The 17,852-nt window shown below is 58.0% G+C and carries 10 protein-coding genes, 1 tRNA gene and 3 rRNA genes; 8 read left to right on the forward strand and 6 right to left on the reverse strand.

Annotated features, from left to right (window positions below; translation table 11 throughout):
• Positions 1 to 146: 146 nt before the first annotated feature.
• The 5 genes from gmhB (at position 147) to rrf (ending at position 6,364) form a co-directional block, all read left to right on the forward strand.
• On the forward strand, positions 147 to 719 hold the full coding sequence (gene gmhB / locus SANT_RS04645) for a D-glycero-beta-D-manno-heptose 1,7-bisphosphate 7-phosphatase (protein ID WP_025421136.1): 573 nt from the start codon (positions 147 to 149) through the stop codon (positions 717 to 719).
• A 340-nt stretch (positions 720 to 1,059) separates the two neighbouring features.
• Positions 1,060 to 2,597 (forward strand): 16S ribosomal RNA (locus SANT_RS04650).
• Positions 2,598 to 2,821: 224 nt separating this feature from the next.
• Positions 2,822 to 2,897 (forward strand) — tRNA-Glu (locus SANT_RS04655).
• A 162-nt stretch (positions 2,898 to 3,059) separates the two neighbouring features.
• Positions 3,060 to 5,962 (forward strand): 23S ribosomal RNA (locus SANT_RS04660).
• Positions 5,963 to 6,248: 286 nt separating this feature from the next.
• Positions 6,249 to 6,364: ribosomal RNA gene (gene rrf / locus SANT_RS04665) — 5S ribosomal RNA — on the forward strand.
• The 16S, 23S and 5S rRNA genes sit together here with 1 tRNA gene alongside, the layout of an rRNA operon.
• A 431-nt stretch (positions 6,365 to 6,795) precedes the next feature.
• Here rrf and SANT_RS04670 read toward each other — a convergent pair.
• Positions 6,796 to 7,632 (reverse strand): MurR/RpiR family transcriptional regulator, encoded by an 837-nt coding sequence (locus tag SANT_RS04670; protein ID WP_025421137.1) that lies wholly within the window; start codon positions 7,630 to 7,632, stop codon positions 6,796 to 6,798.
• A gap of 163 nt (positions 7,633 to 7,795) precedes the next feature.
• Between SANT_RS04670 and SANT_RS04675 the strand changes: the two genes are divergently transcribed.
• Together SANT_RS04675 and SANT_RS04680 are read left to right on the forward strand one after the other, a co-directional pair.
• Positions 7,796 to 9,352 carry a PTS transporter subunit EIIC gene (locus SANT_RS04675; RefSeq protein ID WP_025421138.1) on the forward strand — a complete coding sequence of 519 codons (1,557 nt, stop codon included), beginning with the start codon at positions 7,796 to 7,798 and terminating at the stop codon, positions 9,350 to 9,352.
• Positions 9,349 to 10,071, forward strand: coding sequence for an N-acetylmannosamine-6-phosphate 2-epimerase (locus SANT_RS04680; protein WP_025421139.1), 723 nt, complete (start codon positions 9,349 to 9,351; stop codon positions 10,069 to 10,071). Before SANT_RS04675 ends, SANT_RS04680 begins: the two co-directional genes overlap by 4 nt.
• A 163-nt stretch (positions 10,072 to 10,234) precedes the next feature.
• On the opposite strand, the gene SANT_RS04685 is transcribed toward SANT_RS04680, so the two are convergent.
• From SANT_RS04685 to trxC, 5 genes are all read right to left on the reverse strand, one after another.
• Complete coding sequence (locus SANT_RS04685) at positions 10,235 to 10,579, reverse strand: YfiM family lipoprotein (protein WP_025421140.1); 345 nt, start codon at positions 10,577 to 10,579, stop codon at positions 10,235 to 10,237.
• Positions 10,580 to 10,651: 72 nt separating this feature from the next.
• The gene (gene pssA, locus SANT_RS04690; protein WP_025421141.1) at positions 10,652 to 12,007 is read right to left on the reverse strand and encodes a CDP-diacylglycerol--serine O-phosphatidyltransferase; all 1,356 of its coding nucleotides are present in this window, start codon (positions 12,005 to 12,007) and stop codon (positions 10,652 to 10,654) included.
• A gap of 83 nt (positions 12,008 to 12,090) precedes the next feature.
• Positions 12,091 to 14,814, reverse strand: a complete 2,724-nt coding sequence (locus tag SANT_RS04695) for a bifunctional acetate--CoA ligase family protein/GNAT family N-acetyltransferase (protein ID WP_025421142.1) — start codon at positions 14,812 to 14,814, stop codon at positions 12,091 to 12,093.
• Positions 14,815 to 15,002: 188 nt separating this feature from the next.
• Positions 15,003 to 15,686 (reverse strand): tRNA-uridine aminocarboxypropyltransferase, encoded by a 684-nt coding sequence (locus SANT_RS04700; protein ID WP_025421143.1) that lies wholly within the window; start codon positions 15,684 to 15,686, stop codon positions 15,003 to 15,005.
• A gap of 369 nt (positions 15,687 to 16,055) precedes the next feature.
• Positions 16,056 to 16,496, reverse strand: a complete 441-nt coding sequence (gene trxC, locus SANT_RS04705; protein ID WP_025421144.1) for a thioredoxin TrxC — start codon at positions 16,494 to 16,496, stop codon at positions 16,056 to 16,058.
• Between the two features lie 219 nt (positions 16,497 to 16,715).
• Between trxC and SANT_RS04710 the strand changes: the two genes are divergently transcribed.
• Positions 16,716 to 17,849: a tRNA/rRNA methyltransferase gene (locus tag SANT_RS04710; protein ID WP_025421145.1), complete on the forward strand. Its 1,134-nt coding sequence runs from the start codon at positions 16,716 to 16,718 to the stop codon at positions 17,847 to 17,849.
• The last annotated feature ends 3 nt before the right edge of the window (positions 17,850 to 17,852 follow it).

Consider the following 17,852-nt stretch of genomic DNA (forward strand, 5'->3'; position numbering starts at 1 on the left):
AAATCAAAGCCGACCGGCATTGAAGTGCGTGGATGTTAAGGCGTCTAGACGTCTAAGTCAACTGCGTTACGTTCCATTTTATGGGTTTCTCTTCCCATGTCAAAACATGCGATACTTGAGGCTTACCCGTAATCAGGAGCCTTGCAGTGGCACAGTCTGTTTCCGCAATTTTTTTAGACCGTGACGGTACGATTAACGCCGATAACGGTTACGTCCATGAGATTGACGATTTTCAATTTATCGATGGTGTGATCGAAGCCATGCAGGAATTGAAAAAAATGGGCTTCGCCCTGGTGGTGGTCACGAATCAATCCGGGCTGGCTCGAGGTCTTTTCAGCGAAGAGCAGTTTATGCGCCTGACGGAATGGATGGACTGGTCACTGGCGGATCGTGACGTTGATCTGGACGGTATCTATTTTTGCCCTCACCATCCCCAGGCGGCGGTGGAGGCGTTACGCCAAGAGTGTGATTGCCGCAAGCCGAAACCCGGGATGCTGCTGGACGCGCAGCGCCACCTGCATATCGATATGGCTTCTTCTTATATGGTGGGGGACAAACTGGACGATATGCTGGCGGGCAAGGCGGCCGGCGTTGGCACTCGGGTACTGGTGCGCAGCGGCAAAGCGGTAACGGAGCAGTCCAGCGCGGCGGCGGATTGGGTCATCGATAGCCTGGCCGCGCTGCCGGCCGCGATTAAACAGCGTCAATCCGGCGCGTAACGAATGATTTGTGACCGGTTGGAAAAAAAGTAAGGATATTCCCTTGCCATTTCAAACCGGCTCCCTATAATGCGCCTCCATCGACCGGTCATGTGAATATCATCACAGTGAACGGGAGGGTTCAGAAACAGGCGAAACGGCTTGACACTGAATGAGGAAGGCGTAATATACGCCACCTCGCGCCAGCCGGATTCCGGCAGCGCAGCGCTCTTTAACAATTTATCAGACAATCTGTGTGGGCACTCACAAGACGATATCGATACACGAAATATCAAGTCTTGAAGAGTGAACAACGAATATTCATAGAATACCAGTTTTAATTCTTTGAGCATCAAGCTTTTAATTGAAGAGTTTGATCATGGCTCAGATTGAACGCTGGCGGCAGGCCTAACACATGCAAGTCGAGCGGCAGCGGAAAGAAGCTTGCTTCTTTGCCGGCGAGCGGCGGACGGGTGAGTAATGTCTGGGGATCTGCCCGATGGAGGGGGATAACTACTGGAAACGGTAGCTAATACCGCATAACGTCGCAAGACCAAAGTGGGGGACCTCGGCCTCACACCATCGGATGAACCCAGATGGGATTAGCTAGTAGGTGGGGTAATGGCTCACCTAGGCGACGATCCCTAGCTGGTCTGAGAGGATGACCAGCCACATGGAACTGAGACACGGTCCAGACTCCTACGGGAGGCAGCAGTGGGGAATATTGCACAATGGGGGAAACCCTGATGCAGCCATGCCGCGTGTGTGAAGAAGGCCTTCGGGTTGTAAAGCACTTTCAGCGGGGAGGAAGGCGATGGCGTAAATAGCGCCATCGATTGACGTTACCCGCAGAAGAGCACCGGCTAACTCCGTGCCAGCAGCCGCGGTAATACGGAGGGTGCGAGCGTTAATCGGAATTACTGGGCGTAAAGCGTACGCAGGCGGTCTGTTAAGTCAGATGTGAAATCCCCGGGCTCAACCTGGGAACTGCATTTGAAACTGGCAGGCTAGAGTCTCGTAGAGGGGGGTAGAATTCCAGGTGTAGCGGTGAAATGCGTAGAGATCTGGAGGAATACCGGTGGCGAAGGCGGCCCCCTGGACGAAGACTGACGCTCAGGTACGAAAGCGTGGGGAGCAAACAGGATTAGATACCCTGGTAGTCCACGCTGTAAACGATGTCGATTTGAAGGTTGTGGCCTTGAGCCGTGGCTTTCGGAGCTAACGCGTTAAATCGACCGCCTGGGGAGTACGGCCGCAAGGTTAAAACTCAAATGAATTGACGGGGGCCCGCACAAGCGGTGGAGCATGTGGTTTAATTCGATGCAACGCGAAGAACCTTACCTACTCTTGACATCCAGAGAACTTGGCAGAGATGCCTTGGTGCCTTCGGGAGCTCTGAGACAGGTGCTGCATGGCTGTCGTCAGCTCGTGTTGTGAAATGTTGGGTTAAGTCCCGCAACGAGCGCAACCCTTATCCTTTGTTGCCAGCGATTCGGTCGGGAACTCAAAGGAGACTGCCGGTGATAAACCGGAGGAAGGTGGGGATGACGTCAAGTCATCATGGCCCTTACGAGTAGGGCTACACACGTGCTACAATGGCGCATTCAAAGAGAAGCGATCTCGCGAGAGTCAGCGGACCTCATAAAGTGCGTCGTAGTCCGGATTGGAGTCTGCAACTCGACTCCATGAAGTCGGAATCGCTAGTAATCGTGGATCAGAATGCCACGGTGAATACGTTCCCGGGCCTTGTACACACCGCCCGTCACACCATGGGAGTGGGTTGCAAAAGAAGTAGGTAGCTTAACCTTCGGGAGGGCGCTTACCACTTTGTGATTCATGACTGGGGTGAAGTCGTAACAAGGTAACCGTAGGGGAACCTGCGGTTGGATCACTCCTTACCAGACGATACGTTCAAGTGACGTGTCCACACAGATTGTCTGATAACTGTCACGAGCAAAGCAGCCCGTCGGCGGCTTTTTCCTGTTCGCCCGGCGAGCAAGGTAAACGTCATTGGCGGCTGAGCGAAGTTACCACCGCTTTTGCGGTCAGGGTTGCCCGCTTGCCTTACTGAAAGCGGTGCCTTTTCCGCCCAGGTATCGCGGTGCGTTGCCCGCGTTTTACGAGTCCCCTTCGTCTAGTGGCCTAGGACACTGCCCTTTCACGGCGGTAACAGGGGTTCGAACCCCCTAGGGGACGCCACTTTGCTTTTTATTTCAGAGCGCGTTTATCGAGCGCGCTGCGAAATACCGCTCTTTAACAATCCGGAACAAGCTGAAAATTTGAAACACATGCTGAAGTGCAAACTCAGTATGCGAGTCTCTCAAACGAAGTAAGCAAACCTGAGACAGCTCAGGGTTGTGAGGTTAAGTGACTAAGCGTACACGGTGGATGCCTAGGCAGTCAGAGGCGATGAAGGACGTGCTAATCTGCGAAAAGCGCCGGTGAGCTGATATGAAGCGTTATCAGCCGGCGATGTCCGAATGGGGAAACCCGGTGCAACTCGTTGCATCATCGTTAAGTGAATCCATAGCTTAACGAAGCGAACCAGGGGAACTGAAACATCTCAGTACCCTGAGGAAAAGAAATCAACCGAGATTCCCCCAGTAGCGGCGAGCGAACGGGGAACAGCCCAGAGCCATCATCAGCTTGCGCATCAGGAGAACGGTCTGGAAAGTCCGGCGACAGAGGGTGATAGCCCCGTATCCGAAGGTGTGCTTGTTGTGAGCTCGATGAGTAGGGCGGGACACGTGATATCCTGTCTGAAGATGGGGGGACCATCCTCCAAGGCTAAATACTCCTGACTGACCGATAGTGAACCAGTACCGTGAGGGAAAGGCGAAAAGAACCCCGGCGAGGGGAGTGAAATAGAACCTGAAACCGTGTACGTACAAGCAGTGGGAGCATCCTTCGGGGTGTGACTGCGTACCTTTTGTATAATGGGTCAGCGACTTATATTCTGTAGCAAGGTTAACCGCATAGGGGAGCCGCAGGGAAACCGAGTCTTAACTGGGCGTCTAGTTGCAGGGTATAGACCCGAAACCCGGTGATCTAGCCATGGGCAGGTTGAAGGTTGGGTAACACTAACTGGAGGACCGAACCGACTAATGTTGAAAAATTAGCGGATGACTTGTGGCTGGGGGTGAAAGGCCAATCAAACCGGGAGATAGCTGGTTCTCCCCGAAAGCTATTTAGGTAGCGCCTCGTGACGTCATCTACGGGGGTAGAGCACTGTTTCGGCTAGGGGTCCATCCCGGATTACCAACCCGATGCAAACTGCGAATACCGTAGAATGTAATCACGGGAGACACACGGCGGGTGCTAACGTCCGTCGTGAAGAGGGAAACAACCCAGACCGCCAGCTAAGGTCCCAAAGTCATGGTTAAGTGGGAAACGATGTGGGAAGGCCCAGACAGCCAGGATGTTGGCTTAGAAGCAGCCATCATTTAAAGAAAGCGTAATAGCTCACTGGTCGAGTCGGCCTGCGCGGAAGATGTAACGGGGCTAAACCATGCACCGAAGCTGCGGCAGCGACACGTAAGTGTTGTTGGGTAGGGGAGCGTTCTGTAAGCCTGCGAAGGTGGCCTGTGAGGGCTGCTGGAGGTATCAGAAGTGCGAATGCTGACATAAGTAACGATAAAGCGGGTGAAAAGCCCGCTCGCCGGAAGACCAAGGGTTCCTGTTCAACGTTAATCGGAGCAGGGTGAGTCGACCCCTAAGGCGAGGCCGAAAGGCGTAGTCGATGGGAAACAGGTTAATATTCCTGTACTGGGTGTGACTGCGAAGGGGGACGGAGAAAGCTAGGTTCGCCGGGCGACGGTTGTCCCGGTTCAAGCGTGAAGGTGGAATGAGCAGGCAAATCCGCTCATTCTCAACACTGAGGCGTGATGACGAGCCACTACGGTGGTGAAGGAATTGATGCTACGCTTCCAGGAAAAGCCTCTAAGCTCCAGGTCACATCGAATCGTACCCCAAACCGACACAGGTGGTCAGGTAGAGAATACCCAGGCGCTTGAGAGAACTCGGGTGAAGGAACTAGGCAAAATGGTGCCGTAACTTCGGGAGAAGGCACGCTGGCATGTAGGTGGAGGGCCTTGCGCCCCGAGCTGAAGCCAGTCGCAGATACCAGCTGGCTGCAACTGTTTATTAAAAACACAGCACTGTGCAAACACGAAAGTGGACGTATACGGTGTGACGCCTGCCCGGTGCCGGAAGGTTAATTGATGGGGTTATCGCTTGCGAGAAGCTCTTGATCGAAGCCCCGGTAAACGGCGGCCGTAACTATAACGGTCCTAAGGTACGAAATTCCTTGTCGGGTAAGTTCCGACCTGCACGAATGGCGTAATGATGGCCAGGCTGTCTCCACCCGAGACTCAGTGAAATTGAACTCGCCGTGAAGATGCGGTGTACCCGCGGCAAGACGGAAAGACCCCGTGAACCTTTACTATAGCTTGACACTGCATTGAGCCTTGATGTGTAGGATAGGTGGGAGGCTTTGAAGTGTGGACGCCAGTCTGCATGGAGCCAACCTTGAAATACCACCCTTTAATGTTTGATGTTCTCACTCAGGCCCGTTATCCGGGCCGAGGACAGTGTCTGGTGGGTAGTTTGACTGGGGCGGTCTCCTCCCAAAGTGTAACGGAGGAGCACGAAGGTTAGCTAATCACGGTCGGACATCGTGAGGTTAGTGCAAAGGCATAAGCTAGCTTGACTGCGAGAGTGACGGCTCGAGCAGGTGCGAAAGCAGGTCTTAGTGATCCGGTGGTTCTGAATGGAAGGGCCATCGCTCAACGGATAAAGTACTCCGGGGATAACAGGCTGATACCGCCCAAGAGTTCATATCGACGGCGGTGTTTGGCACCTCGATGTCGGCTCATCACATCCTGGGGCTGAAGTAGGTCCCAAGGGTATGGCTGTTCGCCATTTAAAGTGGTACGCGAGCTGGGTTTAGAACGTCGTGAGACAGTTCGGTCCCTATCTGCCGTGGGCGCTGGAAGATTGAGAGGGGCTGCTCCTAGTACGAGAGGACCGGAGTGGACGCACCACTGGTGTTCGGGTTGTCATGCCAATGGCATTGCCCGGTAGCTACGTGCGGAAGAGATAACCGCTGAAAGCATCTAAGCGGGAAACTTGCCTCGAGATGAGTCTTCCCTGAGGCCTAGAGCCTCCTGAAGGGACGTTAAAGACGATGACGTTGATAGGTCGGGTGTGTAAGCGCTGCGAGGCGTTGAGCTAACCGATACTAATGACCCGTGAGACTTAACCTTACAACACCTGAGCTGTTTGAGAGCGAGCGTGAGACGAGAGCGAAAGCGAACGTTGACGCCCAAAGCGCAGGCGGATGACACCGCCGACACCCGCGCCAACCGCAGGCCAGATATGGCCGTGAAAGGCATAAGCCACACCGACCCCGGTGCGGCGGCAGGGCGTGCAGCGTGCGCAAGAGACAAGACACTATCAGCGATGTTCCGGATAACGCCCGACGGTCACGTGAGTGAGGGTCGGGCAGCAAGAGCCTTCTGCACGGCGAAAGCGGTGCGGAGAACGAATTTGCCTGGCGGCACTAGCGCGGTGGTCCCACCTGACCCCATGCCGAACTCAGAAGTGAAACGCCGTAGCGCCGATGGTAGTGTGGGGTCTCCCCATGCGAGAGTAGGGAACTGCCAGGCATCCAATCAAGAAGCCCTCTGCTGACGCAGAGGGCTTTTTTCTTGCCTAGAAGCACGCGGTTGTCACGGTCACGGCCGGGACGGCAGGCGCTATCAACGAGCCCTCGGCGCAAGCCGGGGGCTTTTTTCTTGCCTAGAGGCACGCGGTTGTCACGGTTAAGGCCGGGACGGCAGGGGCTAACAACGAGCCCTCGGCGCAAGCCGGGGGCTTTTTTCTTGCCTAGAGGCACACGGTTGTCACGGTCAAGGCCGGGACGGCAGGCGCTATCACCGAGCCCTCGGCGCAAGCCGGGGGCTTTTTTCTTGCCTCCGAGGCACGCGATTGTCACGGTCAAGACCGGGATGGCCGGTCTTAACGCTGCCGCTCATGCCATAGCCCGCGCCGAACGCGGGCGTTAACGGGCGTTAACGGGCGCAACGAGAAGCGGCGTTTACAGCAGTAGCGGCAGCGTGGCGCTAGCGCTGCGCTGGCTGGCGAGGGCGTAGCGGTCATCCAGTTTTAACAGCTCCTGGATCAATAATTCCACCAGCAACATGGCGCCGATTTTTGATTGCAGCGCGCCGGCGTTGAGCGGGCCTTCCGGTTTGGCGGCGACCAGCAACACGTCGGCCAATTCACATAGCGGACTGTGCAGCGTATTGCTCAGCACGATCACTTTTGCCCGGTGCTCACGGGCGAGCGCTACCGCCGATAAAACATCGCGGGTAGATCCTGAACTGGAGATGGCAATGACCGCGTCTTCCGCGCCCAGGCTGACGGCGTTCATTGCCGCGCTGTGCATGTCATCAAAGGCATGGGCGGACTTGCCCAGCCGCAGCAACTTATACTGCAGATAATTACCGATAATCGCACTGGCCGCCACGCCATAAATCTGCAGCGAACGCAGAGTGTGCAGCATAACGGCGCCGTCCGCCAGCGCCTGGCGGTTAACCAGCTTACCGGTATCCTGTAACGCGTTAGCGGCCTCAACGATTAATCCCTGCACGTCATCTGTTGCCGCCGACGCCGGCTCATCTTGCTGACTTGCTTCCAGGGCCAGCGCCATTTTAAATTCGGCAAACCCCTTACAGCCCAACATGCGGCATAGACGCGTCACGCTCGCCTCGCTGGTTCCGCTTTGCTCTGCCAGCTCGGTAATGGTGAGATAGAGCACCCGTTGGGTATGCTCGAGTACGAACACGCCGAGCTTTTGCAGCGTCGGGCTGAAACTTTCCAGGCTATGCCGCAGGTAAAGCAGCAGATTCACCGGCGCCGAATGTTGATTCACAGCAGACTCCTTGTTGTAGGCCGAACCGGTTAGCAGAGGATCCCGAATGCTGCCGGAGAGACTATATTAGGCGTAATAGCCCCTTTACGAAAATGTTTATCGATCGATATACTGCACATGATGAAAATTTTCATCAATAAACATTTTACTGGGGATAATTATTATGGCTCGGCCACCTTCTGCAGTCAGCGGTAAATGGTTTGAAAAAGCCCAGAGATTTGGCAAATCCTTTATGTTGCCCATTGCCGTTCTGCCGGCGGCGGGTTTGTTGCTGGGTATTGGCGGCGCATTATCCAATGTGAATACGGTTGCCGCCTACCCCTTTTTGAATATTCCCTGGCTTCAGGATCTGTTTACCGTGCTGGCGGGTGCCGGCACCATCGTCTTTGCTAACTTGGCGGTGCTCTTTGCCGTTGGGGTGGCGGTGGGGCTGGCGAAGACGGATAAGGGGACGGCAGGCATGGCGGCGCTGCTGGCCTACTTGGTGATGAATGCCACGATTAATGCCCTACTGCAGATAAGCGGCAAGCTGGCGGTCAGTAATCCCGGCGCTCACGGTCAGGGGATGGCGCTGGGGATCCAGACGCTGGAGACGGGCGTATTCGGCGGGGTAGTCATCGGTCTGGTGTCTTATTGGCTGCATAACCGTTACAACAAGATTGCGCTGCCGCAATTTCTCGGCTTTTTTGGCGGCTCGCGCTTTGTGCCGATCGTTTGTTCATTCGCCGCGATTATTGTTGGCGCGGTGATGGTTGTCGTGTGGCCCTGGTTTCAGAAAATAATTTTCAGTCTCGGCGGTCTGGTGGACGCTACCGGCTATCTGGGAACTTTTATCTATGGTTTTGTACTGCGGATGCTGGGCCCGTTTGGCTTACATCATATTTTCTATTTACCGTTCTGGACCACAGCGCTTGGCGGCAGCGAGGTAATAAACGGCCAGCTTTATGAAGGAACTCAGCGCATTTTCTTCGCGCAATTAGCGGATCCCAATACCCAGCATTATTATATCGGCACGGCGCGCTTTATGTCCGGGCGTTTTATTACCATGATGTTTGGGCTGCTTGGCGCCTGTTTAGCGATGTACCATGCGGCGCGACCGGAAAACCGTAAGCGGGTGGGAGGACTGCTGCTGTCGGCGGCGCTCACTTCTTTCTTGACCGGTATCACCGAGCCTATCGAGTTTTCATTCCTGTTTATTGCGCCGGCGCTGTATGTGCTGCATGCCGTGTTCGATGGTTTGGCGTTTATGCTGGCCCATATTCTGCAAATTACCATTGGCCAAACCTTCTCCGGCGGCTTTATCGACTTCATTTTGTTCGGCGTATTGCAGGGCGAGGCCAAAACCCATTGGCTGTGGGTGCCGGTAGTAGGGGTGCCCTGGTTTCTGCTTTATTACTTCTCATTCCGTTATCTGATTCGTCGTTTCGATTTCAAAACGCCCGGTCGGGAAGAGATGAGCGCCGTAAGCGAGGCGACGGTCGGCAGCCAGCGGGCGGAGACGATTATCCAAGCGTTGGGCGGGCGGGAGAATATTGAGGAGCTGGATTGCTGCGCGACCCGTTTGCGGGTCACGGTACGGTCCCCGCAACGGGTGGACGACGCCTTGCTTACGCAAAGCGGCGCCCGCGGGGTGATTAAACGTGGCAACGGGGTGCAGGTTATCTATGGCCCCCATGTGACGGTAATTAAAAATGAAATAGAGGAAGCGACTGCGTCATGACTGAATCCATGCTGACGACAATTAAAGGCAAACTGGTGGTGTCGTGCCAGGCGCTGGAGCAAGAACCGCTGCACGGTGCCCAGATCATGGCACGTATGGCGCTGGCGGCACAACAAGGGGGGGCTGCGGCGATCCGCGCCAACGGTCTGGCGGATGTGGCGGCGGTGCGGCGGCAGGTCGCGCTGCCGGTTATCGCTATCATCAAACGAGATTATCCCGACAGCGAGGTGTTTATTACCGCTACGGTGCGTGAAATTGATGAGCTTATGGCGGCCCAGCCGCCTATGATTGCCATGGACGCCACCGATAGGCCGCGTCCCGGCGGCAGCTCGCTGGCGCAGCAGGTGGCCTATTGCCGCCGGCATTATCCGCAACTGCTGTTGATGGCCGATATTGCAAGCGTAGCGCAGGCGCGAGAGGCCGAGCATCTGGGTTTCGACGTCATCGGCACGACGCTTTATGGTTACACCGACGCGAGCCGCGGACGCACGCTGGCCGAGCACGATTTCGTTTTTCTGCGCGAGGTACTGGCGGCGGTCAGCCGGCCGGTTATCGCCGAAGGTAATGTTTTGACGCCGGCAATGGCGGCGCGTTGCATGCAACTCGGGTGTCATGCGGTGGTCGTGGGCGGCGCGATTACCCGTCCGCAGCAGATTACGGCGCGTTTTGTCTCTGCAATGGAAACGGGTAACGACGCGAGAGCGGGCAACGAGGACTAAATCACGGTAGGGTCCCAGCGCTGCGCGGCGTTTAGCCGGCGTCGTCGCCGGGATACTCGCCGACGGGGATGGGCTACGACTATCGACCGCCCGCCCGATAACAACGCAGCGGCAGGCGCCGCTGACAATGTGTTTTTGGCGCGGCGGCTGCAAGGTAACGGGGTCAGTTGCTCAGCGCATACAGGCTGTAGCCGGCGGCGGCGCCCGCCACGTCCCAGGTAAAGTCCTTCCAGCTCCAGCCTGTGCCGTTCGGTCGGCTGTCCCAGGCTTCTTTCAGCGCGCCGAAGGTAATGGCGAGGCCAAAACCAATATTACGACTGCGCACCGGCGAGGCCGATTGATGTTCGGCGATCGCGCTGCCGGCCACCGCCAGCAGTGCGGAACCAACGAAGTGTTGGGCTTTGTCGCGGCCGGTCCAACTGTCCTGGGCCAGATGGCTGCAGCCGGCACACCAGAGGAGCGGCAGCAGCCACAAGAGCGGTAAGCATAAACGGCGATAGGTCGGCACCCTTGGGTGCCTTCTGGCTTCCGACGGCGTGACCAACCTGTAAACGCGCCAGGGGAGAAAACGCATGCCTGTTCAGAGTATCCGGCTGATTAAACGGTCGATGCGGATACGGCGTAAACGACGGATAAGCTTACGCACTTTAACCGGATAGTCGGCGATGCTTTGCAGCTCGGTGAAGTGCCGTACCGCCCGGGTGTGGGTACGGATCAGCGCGAGTTCACGCTCGCGCTGCGGGCGCAGCGCCTGCGCGGGATCGTGGATCAGCAGCGCATTCTCCAGATCGAGCCGCCAGGCCCGCGGGTTCAGGTTGTTACCGGTCAGCAATTGCCACTCTTGGTCCACCCAAACGCCTTTTAAGTGATAGCTGTTGTCGTCGTCTTTCCACAGACGCACCACCAGTTGACCATTGTCTACATAACGCTGCAAACGGCTAAGAAAGCGGCGCAGGTTGATTTCATACAGGTAAGGCAGGGCGCCGATGATTTTAAACGGCTGATCTTCCGGGATATAGAAATCGTTGGCGGTTTTATCGCCGACAATGATCTCCACCTGCCTGCCCAGGCGCAGCAGCCCGATGAGATCGCGCACCAGCAGCGCGGGTAAATTGAAATAAGGGGTGCACAACGTCAAGGTATCGCGGGTCGAGCACAATAAATGATGGATTGTTTTGTTCAGCGGGCTTTGTTTGCCCAATCCTACCAGCGGGGTAATGGCCAATTCATTGGGGCCGGCCTCACCCTGATAACGATAGCCGGCCTCCCGCAGGGTCTGACGAAACAGGCGGGTATCGTTTTTTATTTCCAGGCTTTTCGGCCGGGCGGCGTTGTCCAGCCGGTTCACCGCCGGCGCCGTGAGCAAATGTTGTTTGATATAGTTGAGCAGCGTGTCCGCCAGCGGCTGATTGCGGATAATCTGGTAGCGATCGTAGCGGTATTTATCCTGCTGATGCAGATAGACATCGTTCAGGCTGGCGCCGCTGTAAATGACCTCGTCGTCGATGATAAAACCCTTCAAATGCAACACGCCCAACGCTTCGCGGGTATTGACCGGCACGCCATAGACCGGCACGTCCACGCCGGAATGGGCTTGCGCCATCCGGCAGTACCAGTCGGCGTTGGTGTTGGCGGCGGCGGCGCCGATGCGGCCGCGCTGCGCCCGGTGCCAATCAACGAGAATCGCTATTTCAAGCGTAGGGTCGGTGCGTTTGGCCTGATATAGGGCCTCAAGGATCCGTTGGCCGCCTTGGTCCTGCTCCAAATACAGCGCGACCAGATAAATTCGCTGTCGGGCGCCGGCGATGGCCCGTATGAGCGCTTGATAGAAATCTTCAGGACTGAAAAGCGTTTTAACATCTGCAACCGTCTGGGGGATTTTTGGCAGTTGTGCAAGGTGTTGTTGGTGTTTGCTGCGTTTAAAAGTTGACAACATCACAGTGCGCTTCTTCTCTTATCATCGAAGGTTGGAATGACCCTGTGCAAACAGGTATTTGCGTTGAATCGGCCATAATACCACTACTTCTGTTGCTTGTGGGCATGTTTCAATTCGCCCGGCGAATCCTTGCCCGCTATCGGTGCAATGCTCTCTGTAGACGGTTCCAGCGCCAGCGATAGCGCGACGATACCGTCCTGCAATTGAATATCCACCGTGAAGCCTAATTTGCGCGCCAGCGTTATCATGCCGCGGTTGTTGGGCATGGTAATGGCGGTCAGCCGCTGTAGACCATGGGCGCGGGCGTAATCAATCATCTTCTCCAGCAGCATGCGCCCGAGACCCAGTTTTTTCAAATCGGAACGCACCAGCACCGCGAATTCCGCATCGGTATTATCGGGATCCGCAATGACGCGGGTGACGCCGATGATGACTTCACGCTCTTGTTGCTGCGTGACCGCTACAAACGCCATTTCCCGATCGTAGTCGATTTGTGTCATATAGGCCAAATCTTCATGGGTAAATTCGCTAATTTCGCTGAAGTAGCGGTAATAAAGATCTTCGCGGGTCACTTGGCCGATGAAAGCTTTCAGCAGCGGTTCATCTTCCGGCAAAATCGGCCGGAACAGACAACGTTGCCCGTTATTGAGCGTGACCACCGACTCCAACTGGCGCGGATAGGGCCGAATAGCCAGCCGCGCGCCGGCGTCGCCATGGTATTCGCTTAAATGCAAACTGACATCCAGCGCCGTCATATCGCTGCCGCAGGCCAGCAGCGGATGGATATTCAACGCGATAATTTCCGGGCAATCCACCACCAAATCGGACACCTGCACCAGCAGTTGGCTGAGCGCAGCGGTATCCAGCGGATACAGCGGGCGGTTATTGCGCAGAGCGCCCTTCTTTAATCCCTGCAGCACCAGGTGATGGGCCAGCGCCATATTAAGCGGCGGCAGCGCTACCGCCACCGGCGCGCCGGCGCGCCAGTCGCTTTCGCCATCGCCTAATAAGATAAGCGGGCCGAAGACGGGGTCCTGCTCTACGCTGATGCGCAGCTCCTGCGTGCCGGCGCGGCTCGCCATGCTCTGGACCGCCAGGCCTTCGATGCGCGCGTCCGGATAGGTGACCGCCGCCCGTTCCAGCATGGCGCTGGCCGCCTGCGCCACTTCCGTCGCATTGCGCAACGCAAGCATCACTCCCTGCACGTCGGATTTATGTGCGATATCGGCGGAGCGCAGCTTTAGCGCGACCGGATAGCCCAGCCCTTCACTAAGCCGGACCGCGTCGTCGCTGTCGGCGGCGATCCAGGTGGGCAAGGTCTTGATGCCATAAGCTTCAACCAGGGGCCTAACGTCATGGGTTTCCAGCCGGGTGATACCTTTATCCAGCGCCTGGCGGATCATTTGGTGGACGTGGGCGGCGTCGATGGTCAACCCGATCGGCAGCGCCGGCGTCTCCATCAACTGGCGCTGATTGCGCCTATACTCCGCCATATGCATGAAGGCCGTCACGGCCCCCTCGGGTGTGCGGTAGGTTGGCAGGCCCGCTTCGGTGAACAGACGGCGCGCCTGCTGTGAAGAAAACTCGCCGCTCCAGTTGGTCAATACGGTAACCGGCCGCGAGCGGGAAGCGCCGGCCAACGTGGCGATAACGTCGGTGGCGGTCTGGCTACTGGGCGCGGCGGCGCTCGGGGCATGGATTATCAGCAGCGCGTCATAATCCTTACTGCCCAGGAGCGCCAATAGGGCGGCGCGGTAACGTTCCGGGGTGGCATCGTCGGCAAGATCCAGCGGGTTGCCGGGCGTTAACGCCGAGGGGAGCGCGCGCGCCAGCGCCGCCAGGGTGGTTTCGTCCAGCTCCGCCAGCCGGCCGTGTCGGCGCAAAAGCTCGTCCAGCGCCAGCGCCGCCGGCGCAATCCCGTTACTGATAATCATCAGCCGTTCGCCGCCCAAGGGCCGCATATGGCTTAAGGTTTCCACCGCCGAAAACAGCTCGTGGGTGTCGCGCACCCGCAGCAGCCCGGCCCGCTGAATGGCGGCATCATAGGCGGCATCAAGGCCGGGAGGGTAGTTGAGCAGCCGCTGCGCCTGGATGGTGCGCCCGCTTTTGATGACCAGAATCGGCTTATTGCGCGCCGCGCCGCGGGCGGCGGAGAGGAACCGTCGGGCGTCGGAGAGGTGTTCCAGATGCAGCAATATCGCGCTAGTTTTACCGTCGCGTGCCAGGAAATCCAGCATATCGTCGACATCAATGTCGATACTGTCGCCGAGGGCGATAAAATAGGAAAACCCGATGGCGCGCTGCTGCGCCCAGTCGAGCACGGTATTGGAAACCGCCGCCGACTGCGAGATAAACGCCAGTTTACCGCGATGAATGGGAACCGGCGAAAAGCTGGCGTTCAGTCCCTGCCAGGGGGCCAGCAGCCCCAGACTGTTCGGCCCCAGCAACCGCATGCCGAAATGTTGGGCGCAGGCGCGCAGCTCATCGAATTGCGCCGGCGGCGCCGACAGCACGATGGCCGTTTTACAGCCCCGTTCGCCGAGCGCGGTCAGCAGCGCCGTATTACGCCGGGCGTGGGTACACACCACCGCCAGATCCGGCGTCAGCGGCAGCGATGCCACCGAAGGATAGCTGAGCACGCCGCAGACCGCCGGATATTTCGGCGTTACTGGCAGCACCGGCCCGCTGAAACCGCCATCAAGCAGATTGCGCATCATCAGATTGCCGGCGCGGCCGGGCGTGTCCGATGCGCCGACCACCGCGATCGATTTTGGCCGCAGCAGCGCCTCCAGTCCCCGTAAACTCATCTACTGCTTCCCCTTGCTGGTTGACGGGATAAGTGTACGCGTTTTATTTCATTCCTGCTGTGACGGCAGCCCAGGGAGTCGTGCGGCGACGCGAGGGCGCATCGACGCGGACACGTTGTCTGGGTGGGACAGTAGCGCGCGCTGGGTGGACTAAGACGCGACAAACGCCATCGCCCGCGGAGGGGCCGTTAGGAGGGCGCTAGGCGCGGCGCGTGGGATTTACCCGCCAGATAGCGGCTGCGAAAGAGGATAAAATGCGCCATCAGCGCATCAGCGGCGGCCCTGTCTCCCGCTAGGGTAAGCAAGGCGACGGCCACTTCCGCGGTACAATGGTGGCCCTCGCCGTGGCTGCCGCGCAGGCCATATTGCGAAACGCTGGGCAGATCCAGCGACAGTACCGGAAAATCCGCCAGCCACGGACTTTTGCGAAACATTTTCCCCGCCTCGGGCCAGGTGCCGTCCAGCAAAATAAACAGCGGCGGCCGGGCGTCGGGTACAACATGATTGACCACGCGTCGCTCCCCCGACATAGGGCCGGCGGGAAACACGACATACGGTTGACGAAGCGGATCGGCCACCGCCGCCAGCATGGCCGGATCCGGCTCGGTACGCGACCAGAGGAATGCTTGCGTCGTCGGCAGAATATCGGCGATTAACCGCCCGGTGTTGCTGGGCTTGAGGGGTTCAGCGTCGAACATCACCAGACAGAATCGGCTGCTGGCCTGCTGCGGCATGATGGTGTCGCACAAACAGCGCCGGCGCGGCAGCAGACACCGTTCGCAGCGCAGCACCCGGCAGCCGCGGGCACGGAAAGGGCGCGTGGCGTGTTGCAAGCGCAAGTGGCGCAAGGCCAGTACGGCGTTTAAAGTCATGGCGTGGCCGGCGGTGGAAAAAGAGGATGAGTTTACCGGAGCGCTTAAGGGAAGGATAATGCTTTTTGCCTCACGGCCTGGGTTTTCTGGGCGCATCAGCCTATTCGCTCAAGGCGGCTTGCTTGCGGCATAAGTTGATTAGCCCACGGCGCGGAGGCTTTGCTTACCCCATCGGGACCGTCCCTGAAGAAGGTCGTTTGACTGACGCTGACCCACTTTACCCGAGGCGTCCCGACAGCCGCTAAACGCGTCTCCTTGGCAGGCCCCGGAAAAGCCTACCCAACTCGGGGCGCCCCGCGGGACATTAGGCGCCGACTTCAGCGCCTCTCACGGGGATAAGAGACACTCTTCGACGGGGCCGGCGTGGGTTTAGGAGGTCGTGTCCTGGAGGGAGAGGCCTTCATCCAGCCACTCCTCGAATGGCGCTTTCGGCATTGCGCCATGCAGCGAGTCCACTTTCTGCCCCTGCTTGAACAACATAATGGTCGGAATACTGCGAATACCAAAACGGCTGCTGAGCGCCGGTTCGGCTTCGGTATTGATCTTGATGAAACGCACTTTATCGCGACGTTCGCCGGCGACGGCATCGAACACCGGCGCGAAACCTACGCAGGGGCCGCACCACGGGGCCCAAAAATCGATGACAATAGGCAAATCGTCTTGCAGCAGCTTGTCAAGCGTCGCGCCGGTAGCGTGAATAACCGAACCGTCCAGCAGCGGTTCACCGCAGCGGCCGCATTTGGCGGCATCATTGATCCTGTCGTCCGGCAGGCGATTGGTGGCCAGGCAGGATGCACAAACCGTATTCATAATGTTGCCTCTGATGAGCGTAACCGCCGCGCCGGGAATTTTGCGACCGGTGGCATTCGCGCTTTTAGTGGGTCAGTTTTCAAAGTATGGTAAAAGAAATAACGGGTGACAAAATGGTTTGTTCAATGGTTTCGATAGTTGCCGGCTTTTACCTTAACCCGGTAGCTATATGGGCGGAGATCGGGTAATCTTCGCGCCCATCAGAGGGGGGAGGGCAATATGAGCGATAGCGATGCGTTAAAGGGTAAGAATGGCAAAGTCCGCGTGATGTATGTGCGCAAGGAGGAAGAGCAGGCGCCAGCGCGCCGCCCCGCCACGCGCAGCTCCACCACCGATCGCAAGAGCGGTCAGCGCGATGAGGGCCGTAATCCGTGGAAGACGCCCGGCGACCGCGCCCGCGGCGGCGCACGTGCCGATCGCGCCTCCTCCTCGGGCGACGCGCCCCGCCGCGCCCGGCAGGACGCCCCACCCCGCGACGACAGCGCCGGCCGCCGGCCGCGCGGCGAAACCTCGGACTCGCCGTGGAAAACCTTCTACGCGGGGGATGACGCCGCTGTACCCGATCATGGGGGCATTAGCGGCAAAAGCCAGATTGATCCCGAACAGCTGCGCCGCCAGCGCGCCGAAGAAACCCGCGTTTACGGGGAAAACGCCTGTCAGGCGCTGTTTCGCAACCGCCCGGACGCCATCGTTCGAGCCTGGTTTGAGCAATCGGTGACGCCGCGGTTTCGCGATGCGCTGCGCTGGATGGCGGCCAACCGCAAGGCTTATCATGTGGTGGAAGACGATGAGCTGGCCAAAGCCTCGGGCACGGAGCATCACGGCGGCGTCTGTTTTCTGATTAAAAAACGTGCCGGTCTTGACGCCGACGGTTATCTGACCAGCGTTGCTGCAAAACAGCACGATTGCGTTATGGCGCTTGAGCAGATTAGCAATCCTCACAATCTCGGCGCAATCCTGCGCAGTTGTGCGCACTTCGGCGTAAATGGCGTGATGGTGGGCGATAGTGCCCTACTGGAGTCCGGCGCCGCGGTGCGCACCGCGGAAGGTGGGGCAGAGCACGTCAAAGCCATTCAGTGCGACGATATGTTGCAAGACATGCAGCGTTTTCAGCGTGCCGGCTACACCGTGGTGACGCTGACCGGCAACGGCGGCACGCCACTTTCCGAAGTGAAGATGCCCGCCCGGGCGGTGCTGGTATTGGCGGAAGAGGGCGGCGCGCTCTCACAAGCGGTACTGTCGCAGGCGGATATCGCGGTGGCCATCAACGGCACCGGTCGGGTACCCAGTTTGAACGTGTCCGTCAGCGCCGGCATTTTGTTGGCGGAGTGGTGGCGGCAAAACCGCGGCTGACGG

This window comes from Sodalis praecaptivus, from assembly GCF_000517425.1.
GTDB lineage: Bacteria > Pseudomonadota > Gammaproteobacteria > Enterobacterales > Enterobacteriaceae > Sodalis_A > Sodalis_A praecaptivus.

Coding starts and splice junctions, on each gene's coding strand:
- SANT_RS04675 (WP_025421138.1), top strand. CDS start 7,796: ATGGCTCGGCCACCTTCTGCAGTCAGCGGTAAATGGTTTGAAAAAGCC.
- SANT_RS04680 (WP_025421139.1), top strand. CDS start 9,349: ATGACTGAATCCATGCTGACGACAATTAAAGGCAAACTGGTGGTGTCG.
- pssA (WP_025421141.1), bottom strand. CDS start 12,007: ATGTTGTCAACTTTTAAACGCAGCAAACACCAACAACACCTTGCACAA.
- SANT_RS04695 (WP_025421142.1), bottom strand. CDS start 14,814: ATGAGTTTACGGGGACTGGAGGCGCTGCTGCGGCCAAAATCGATCGCG.
- SANT_RS04700 (WP_025421143.1), bottom strand. CDS start 15,686: ATGACTTTAAACGCCGTACTGGCCTTGCGCCACTTGCGCTTGCAACAC.
- trxC (WP_025421144.1), bottom strand. CDS start 16,496: ATGAATACGGTTTGTGCATCCTGCCTGGCCACCAATCGCCTGCCGGAC.
- SANT_RS04710 (WP_025421145.1), top strand. CDS start 16,716: ATGAGCGATAGCGATGCGTTAAAGGGTAAGAATGGCAAAGTCCGCGTG.